We start from the raw sequence: 6759 nt of genomic DNA, 5'->3' as shown, positions 1-6759 counted from the left end.
GCCCGGTCCGCTTCCGCCTTCGCCAGCCGGTCTTGCAGGGCGTGCAGGCGGCGGGACTTGGCATGCCACTCCGCCCGCGAGCCGTAGCCGCGGGCGGCGGCGTCCGCGCGGGCCACCGCGGCCTCGGCGACGGCGAGTTCGAGATCTCCCCGGACGGGGGTCAGGGAGCCGTTGGGCCGGAAGCCCAGGGCGGGCACGCGGGCACCGATCTGCTCCCACAGCTCCCGTGCGCGCAGGGCGGTGTCGAGCTCCTCGCCACCGGCTCTGCCACTGACCCAGATCTGACCGAAGTTGCGCAGCGATGCGCCCCGGGCCTCCTTCTCTCGTTCGATCTGTACGACCTCATGGCCGCGCTGAACTGCTTGCCAGGCGTGCATGGTGCCGACCACGCCGCCTCCGACGACTGTCACTCTCACGTCGCTCACGCTCCTCCCGGTCGGGGAACCGGAAAGGTCCGGTTCCCAACGAGAGCGTGAACGAGGCATCACTATTGGGCTAGACCCGTTATCGTTCCGTGATAATTGCGGGCTCCGGCGACGGACGATCACGAGGTCCGGGAACGACGACGGCGCCCGGGGCGCGGGACCCGGGCGCCGGCGCCGTGCCTCGGTCTCGTCAGCCGGTCGGCCCGGTGCCGGCCGTGGACGGGAAGAGCTGCCGGATCACCTCGACGGTCCGCAGCAGATGCGGTTCGGACCGGTCGGCGCGGTGCGCGACGGCCAGCTCGACGGTGGTGGCCGGCTGGACCAGCGGCAGATAGACCACGCCGGGCAGTGTCAGCGCCGTCACCGGCTCGGGTGCGACGGCCGCCCCGAGCCCGCCCGCCACCAGGGTGATCAGCGTCGAGGTCTCCCCGACCTCGTGCCGGATCCGGGGTTCGACCCCGGCGTCGCGCAGCACCCGCAGGACGACGTCGTACATCACGGAGCGGCGGTCCGCCGAGTGCACGATCAGGTCGGTGCCCGCGAGGTCCGCGGCCCGCACCTGCGGCCGCCCCGCGAGGGCGTGGTCGGCCGGCAGGGCCACCACCAGCCGGTCGCGGCGCAGCAGGCGTACGACGAGCGAGGGGTCCGCGGCCGGCGGGCGCAGCAGGGCGACATCGATGGCACCCGTGCGCAGGCCCTCCGCCTGGTCCGGCGCGAGCATCTCGCCGCGGAAGGAGAAGTCGACCCCGGGCAGCTCCGCGGCCAGGTGCCGGGAGAGCGTGGGCAGCAGGCTGTACGTCGCCGACCCCACGCAGCCGATCGCGAGGCGGCCCACGACACCGGCGGCGACCCGGCGGGCCAGGTCGGCCGCCTCGTCGACCTCCGCCAGGATCGCCCGCGCGCGCTCCAGGTAGGCGCGGCCGGCCTCGGTGAGGTCCACCCGGCGGGTGGTGCGCTCCAGCAACTGGACCCCGAGCTCGGTCTCCAGCCGGCGGATCGCCTGCGACAGCGGAGGCTGCGCCATGTGCAGCCGCTCGGCGGCCCGGCCGAAATGGCGCTCCTCGGCGACCGCGACGTAGTACCGCAGGTGGCGAAGATCCATATCGCATACATCTCAATCGCTCGCCATATTGATACTTCACCCTATCGACAGCCGCGCCTACCTTGGCAACGTGAGTGCATACCTCTACGCCGCGACCCGCACGCCGTTCGGAAAGTTCAACGGCGCGCTGGCCGGCATACGCCCCGACGACCTGGCCGCCACCGCGATCACCGGTCTCCTCGCCCGGACCCCCGACCTCGACCCGGCAGCGGTCGACGAGGTCGTATGGGGCAACGCCAACGGCGCCGGGGAGGATAACCGCAACGTCGGCCGGATGGCCGCGCTGCTGGCGGGCCTGCCCACCAGCGTGCCGGGCACGACCGTCAACCGGCTGTGCGGCTCCTCGCTCGACGCCGCCCTCATCGGCTCACGCGCCATCGAGACCGGCGACGCCGACATCGTCCTGGTCGGCGGCGTGGAGTCGATGACCCGGGCGCCCTGGGTGCTGCCCAAACCCGCCAGGGGCTTCCCCGCGGGGGATGTGACCGCGGTCTCGACCACGCTCGGCTGGCGGCTGGTCAACCCACGCATGCCCAAGGAGTGGACCGTCTCGCTCGGCGAGTGCAACGAGCAGCTCCAGGAGCGGTTCGGCATCAGCCGCGAGCGCCAGGACGTGTTCGCGGCCCGCTCGCACCGCCTCGCCCACCAGGCCTGGGAGAGCGGCTTCTACGACGGCCTCGTCACACCGGTCGAGGGGCTGGCCCGCGACGAGGGCATCCGGCCCGCGACGACGCCGCAGGTGCTCGCCGGGCTCAAGCCGTCGTTCCGCCCCGAGGGCACGATCACCGCAGGCAACTCCTCGCCGCTGTCGGACGGCGCCTCGGCGGTCCTGCTCGGCAGCGCGGAGGCCGCCGGCCCGATCGGCCGCGAGCCGCTCGCCCGGATCGCCGGCCGCGGCGCGAGCGGAGTCGACCCGCAGGACTTCGGCTACGCCCCGGTCGCGGCGGCCGCCCAGGCGCTGCGCCGGGCGGGCATCGGCTGGGACCAGGTCGGCGCGGTGGAGCTCAACGAGGCGTTCGCCGTGCAGTCGCTGGCCTGTGTCGACGCCTGGCTGAAGGACGGGCTGCGCGACCCCGAACTGGTCAACCAGAAGGGCGGCGCGATCGCGCTCGGGCACCCGCTGGGCGCCTCCGGCGGCCGCGTCCTGGGCTCCCTCGCCGCGGTGCTGCGCGAGCGCGGCGAGCGGTACGGCGTCGCGGCGATCTGTATCGGCGTGGGCCTCGGCCTGGCCGTCGTCCTCGAGAACCTGGACACCACGCGGAACACGGAGGCCGGGGCATGAGCCGCGCACGGGTACTGGAGACCTGCGACGAGGCGGTCGCGGGCATCGAGGACGGCTCCACCGTCCTGGTCGGCGGCTTCGGCTTCGCCGGTATGCCCTTCGACCTCGTCGACGCCCTCATCCGCCAGGGGGCGAAGGACCTCACGGTGGTGTCCAACAACGCGGGCAACGGCGAGGTCGGCCTCGCCGCGCTGCTCAAGGCCGGCCGGGTACGGAAGGTCGTCTGCTCGTTCCCGCGGCAGTCCGACTCGTATGTCTTCGACGGGCTCTACCGGGCCGGGAAGATCGAGCTGGAGGTCGTGCCGCAGGGCAACCTGGCGGAGCGGATGCGCGCGGCCGGCGCGGGCATCGGCGCGTTCTTCTGCCCGACCGGCGTCGGCACGCCGCTGGCCGAGGGCAAGGAGACCCGTGTCATCGACGGCCGCACCCATGTGCTGGAGTACCCGATCAAGGGCGACTACGCGCTCATCTCCGCGCACCGGTCGGACCTGATGGGCAACCTGGTCTACCGCAGGACCGCCCGCAACTTCGGGCCCGTCATGGCCACCGCCGCCACCGCCACGATCGTGCAGGTCGACGAGGTCGTCGCGGTCGGGGAGATCGATCCGGAGAGCGTCGTCACGCCGTCCATCTACGTCGACCGGATCGTCCGGGCCGAGTCCCGCCACTACACCGTCCAGGGGGCACGATGAGCACCTCGACACCCGCCACGACCGCAGTGGCCGAGCACCTCGACCGCGGACCGCTGTCCCTGGACGAACTCGCCGCCGTCATCGCCCGGGACATTCCCGAGGGCTCCTACGTCAACCTCGGCATCGGGCAGCCCACCAGGATCGCCGACCATCTGCCGGCGGACCGCGGGGTCGTCCTGCACACCGAGAACGGCATGCTCAACATGGGCCCGGCCGCCGTCGGCGACGAGATCGACCCGGACCTCACCAACGCGGGCAAGGTGCCGGTCACCGAACTGCCGGGGGCGGCGTACTTCCACCACGCCGACTCCTTCGCGATGATGCGCGGCGGTCATCTCGACGTCTGTGTGCTCGGCGCCTTCCAGGTGAGCGTCGACGGCGACCTCGCCAACTGGCACACCGGCAGGCCCGACGACATCCCCGCCGTCGGCGGTGCCATGGACCTCGCCATCGGCGCGAAGCAGGTCCTCGTGATGATGACGCTCTTCACCAAGACCGGCGCGCCCAAACTCGTCCCGTCCTGCACCTACCCGCTGACCGGCCTGCGCTGCGTCGGCCGGGTCTACACCGACCACGCCACCTTCGACATCACGCCGGACGGTGCGCGCCTGCGGGAGACGTGGGGGAGCACGGCGGCCGACCTGGCCGCACGGCTCGACGGGATCGTCCCGCCGCACGGGTGACGGCGGCCGGGACCCGTCCTGGACCCGGCCGCCCGGTCGGCGCGGTCGGCGCGGCCGGGCCGGGCGGGCTCTGGCTCTGCCCCGGCCCTGGACTCATTCCTTCAGATGGGCCGTGAAGGAGAACCGGTCCCCGCGGTAGAGGCTGCGCACCCGCTCCAGCGGGCGCCCCCGGGTGTCCCGTGACACACGGTGGATCAGCAGCATCGGCAGCGCGGGCGGGGTGCCGATCAGCAGCGCCTCGCGCGGGGTGGCCAGCACGGTCTCGATGCGCTCGTCCGCGTCGCCGAACCCGATGCCCTGGTCGTGGAGGTAGGCGTAGAAGGAGGAGTCGGGCTCGAAGTCGCTGTCGAGGCGGGGCGCGCGGGCCACGGCGACGTACGTGCTCTCCAGGCCGACCCGTTCGTCGTCGGCCAGCAGCACACGCTCCAGATGCCAGACGGGCTCGCCCCGGGTCAGCCCGGTCTCGGCGGCGAGCACGTCGGGGCAGGGGAAGCGGTCCAGGCCGACGAGCGTACGGCCGGGGGTGCGCCCTTGGCGCCGTACGCCTTCGGTGTAGCTGGCCAGCGACAGCGGCTGCTCCAGTTTGGGCCCCGCGACCACGGTTCCCCGGCCCTGCCGGCGCAGTTTCCCCTCCAGCACCAGTTCGCGCAGGGCCTGCCGGACGGTCTCGCGGGCGACGTCGTACCGCTCGGAGAGATCGCGCTCGGTGGGGATGAGATTGCCCTCGCCGAGTTCGTCGACGAGCACGGCGATCTCCGCCTTGACCGCGTAGTACTTCGGAATGCGCCCATGCTCCGGAATACCGGAGCGGACGGGGGCGCCGGGGGCCTGGTCGTTCGGGTAGTCCACGCAGAGATCGTCGCAGACGCGCGGACCCGGCTCGGCGGCGCCCGCGCACCGGGCCGGCGAGGGGCGGCGGTACGAGGGTTCGGCCCGGCCCGGTCAGGAGGCCCGGCCGCCCGCGGTCACGGCCTTGAGCGCGTCCAGCGACTCCCTCATCAGCGGCGCCATCTCGCGCTGCTCGCCCGGCGAGACCCAGCGCTCGAAGCCGACCTTGAAGACGGCGACACCTGCCTCGGCGGTCAGGCTCGCGGCGGGCTCCGGGACGCCGCGTGCGCGCAGGGCGTCGGCGAGCGCAGCCGACAGCGAGGCGAGTTTGATCAGTTCGCGCTCCTGGAGTTCCGCGTTCGCGGTGATCACGGCCTGGCGCTTGCGGGCGAAGTCGCGGCGGTCGACGAACATCTCGCTGGCCGCGTCCAGTCCCAGCGCCAGCGCGTCGATCGGCGTGGTGGCCGGCGGGGCCTCGACGATCGCCCGTACGAACAGGTCCTGCAACGAGGGAGGGCCGCCACCGAACAGCACCTCGCGCTTGTCGGCGTAGTGCCGGAAGAAGGTGCGCTCGGTGAGCCTGGCGCGCCTGGCGATCTCGGCCACCGTCGTCTGTTCGTAGCCGCGCTCGCCGTAGAGCTCCAACGCGGCCTTGGCCAGGCGTCCGCGCGCGTCCGGCTCCCATCTACCCATGGCCGGATTCTACGCGATGACAGCGACTGACATCAGTGTTAGCTTTGATGACAGCAACTGACATCAACGGTCTGGGGTGCTTCCCATGCGTATCTTCGTGACCGGCGCGTCCGGCTGGATCGGCTCGGCCCTCGTTCCCGAACTCATCGGCGAGGGGCACCGGGTCGTCGGCCTCGCCCGTTCCGACGCCTCGGCGGCCGCGCTCGCCGCGGCCGGTGCCGAGGTGGTCCGCGGCACCATCGACGACCTCGACGTCCTGCGGGACGCGGCCCTCGCCTCGGACGGGGTGGTCCACCTCGCCTTCAAGCACGACATCGCCTTCAGCGGCGACTTCGCGGGCGCCGCCGAGGCCGACCGGCGCGCCGTCGACGTCTTCGGTGACGCGCTCGCCGGCACCGACCGCCCGTTCGTCCTCGCCTCCGGGCTGGCCGGTCTCGCGCCGGGGCGCGCGGCGACCGAGCGCGATGTGCCCGCGACCGAGGGCGGTCCGGTCTCGATGCGGGCGGTCACCGCGCTCGCGACGCTCGAACTCGCCTCGCGCGGGGTGCGCGCGTCCGTGGTGCGGCTGTCTCCGACCTGTCATGGCGAGGGGGACAACGGCTTCATGGCGACCCTGGTCGCCATCGCCCGCGCCAAGGGCGTCTCCGGCTACCTCGGCGACGGCGCCAACCGCTGGCCGGCCGTCCACCGCCTCGACGCCGCACGGCTGTTCCGCCTCGCGGTCGAGCGGGCCCCGGCCGGCTCGGTGCTGCACGGGGTCGCGGAGGAGGGTGTCGCGATCCGCGACGTCGCCGAGGTGATCGGCCGCCACCTCGGCGTGCCGACCGTCTCGGTGGCCCCGGAGGACGCGGCCGGGCACTTCACCTGGCTCGGTGCCTTCCTCGGCATGGATGTTCCGGCCTCGAACGCCCTGACCCGGGAGCTGCTCGACTGGCGGCCGACCCACCCCGCCCTTCTCGAGGACCTCGACAAGGGCCACTACTTCCACGCCGCCACGGACACCACCGCCACGGCCTGACCCTCCCCGCCCGGGGCGGTCCGGCCGCCTGCCGGC

The 6759-nt window shown here is 73.2% G+C and carries 8 protein-coding genes; 4 read left to right on the top strand and 4 right to left on the bottom strand.

Annotation, left to right across the window (positions count from 1 at the left end; genetic code table 11):
* On the bottom strand, nucleotides 1–416 hold a 416-nt coding region (locus ABT085_RS41945), incomplete at its 3' end, for an FAD-dependent oxidoreductase (RefSeq protein ID WP_351621062.1).
* A 199-nt stretch (nucleotides 417–615) separates the two neighbouring features.
* Nucleotides 616–1527: a LysR substrate-binding domain-containing protein gene (locus ABT085_RS41940; protein ID WP_351621059.1), complete on the bottom strand. Its 912-nt coding sequence runs from the start codon at nucleotides 1525–1527 to the stop codon at nucleotides 616–618.
* 70 nt (nucleotides 1528–1597) lie between these two features.
* Between ABT085_RS41940 and ABT085_RS41935 the strand changes: the two genes are divergently transcribed.
* Genes ABT085_RS41935 through ABT085_RS41925 form a run of 3 tightly spaced genes read left to right on the top strand, consistent with a single transcriptional unit; the run spans nucleotide 1598 to nucleotide 4184 of the window.
* Nucleotides 1598–2809, top strand: a complete 1212-nt coding sequence (locus tag ABT085_RS41935) for a thiolase family protein (RefSeq protein WP_351621056.1) — start codon at nucleotides 1598–1600, stop codon at nucleotides 2807–2809.
* Nucleotides 2806–3501: a 3-oxoacid CoA-transferase subunit A gene (locus tag ABT085_RS41930; RefSeq protein ID WP_351621041.1), complete on the top strand. Its 696-nt coding sequence runs from the start codon at nucleotides 2806–2808 to the stop codon at nucleotides 3499–3501. Before ABT085_RS41935 ends, ABT085_RS41930 begins: the two co-directional genes overlap by 4 nt.
* Entirely contained in the window at nucleotides 3498–4184 is a 687-nt protein-coding gene (locus ABT085_RS41925) for a 3-oxoacid CoA-transferase subunit B (protein ID WP_351621038.1), read from the top strand. Before ABT085_RS41930 ends, ABT085_RS41925 begins: the two co-directional genes overlap by 4 nt.
* A 93-nt stretch (nucleotides 4185–4277) precedes the next feature.
* Here the strand turns inward: ABT085_RS41925 and ABT085_RS41920 are convergent, their stop codons facing one another.
* Nucleotides 4278–5033, bottom strand: coding sequence for a GntR family transcriptional regulator (locus ABT085_RS41920; protein WP_351621035.1), 756 nt, complete (start codon nucleotides 5031–5033; stop codon nucleotides 4278–4280).
* Nucleotides 5034–5126: 93 nt separating this feature from the next.
* Complete coding sequence (locus tag ABT085_RS41915; protein ID WP_351621032.1) at nucleotides 5127–5705, bottom strand: TetR/AcrR family transcriptional regulator; 579 nt, start codon at nucleotides 5703–5705, stop codon at nucleotides 5127–5129.
* An 85-nt stretch (nucleotides 5706–5790) separates the two neighbouring features.
* Here ABT085_RS41915 and ABT085_RS41910 point away from each other — a divergent pair, with 85 nt between their 5' ends.
* Complete coding sequence (locus ABT085_RS41910; protein WP_351621029.1) at nucleotides 5791–6723, top strand: SDR family oxidoreductase; 933 nt, start codon at nucleotides 5791–5793, stop codon at nucleotides 6721–6723.
* The last annotated feature ends 36 nt before the right edge of the window (nucleotides 6724–6759 follow it).

It is taken from the genome of Streptomyces sp. NPDC002265, assembly GCF_040296125.1.
Lineage (GTDB): Bacteria > Actinomycetota > Actinomycetes > Streptomycetales > Streptomycetaceae > Streptomyces.
This window is presented reverse-complemented; position numbering and strand designations above follow the sequence as displayed.

What these genes read in the sequence shown, in the direction of transcription:
- ABT085_RS41925 (WP_351621038.1), top strand. Translation starts at nt 3,498, where the DNA reads ATGAGCACCTCGACACCCGCCACGACCGCAGTGGCCGAGCACCTCGAC.
- ABT085_RS41940 (WP_351621059.1), bottom strand. Translation starts at nt 1,527, where the DNA reads ATGGATCTTCGCCACCTGCGGTACTACGTCGCGGTCGCCGAGGAGCGC.
- ABT085_RS41915 (WP_351621032.1), bottom strand. Translation starts at nt 5,705, where the DNA reads ATGGGTAGATGGGAGCCGGACGCGCGCGGACGCCTGGCCAAGGCCGCG.
- ABT085_RS41930 (WP_351621041.1), top strand. Translation starts at nt 2,806, where the DNA reads ATGAGCCGCGCACGGGTACTGGAGACCTGCGACGAGGCGGTCGCGGGC.
- ABT085_RS41910 (WP_351621029.1), top strand. Translation starts at nt 5,791, where the DNA reads ATGCGTATCTTCGTGACCGGCGCGTCCGGCTGGATCGGCTCGGCCCTC.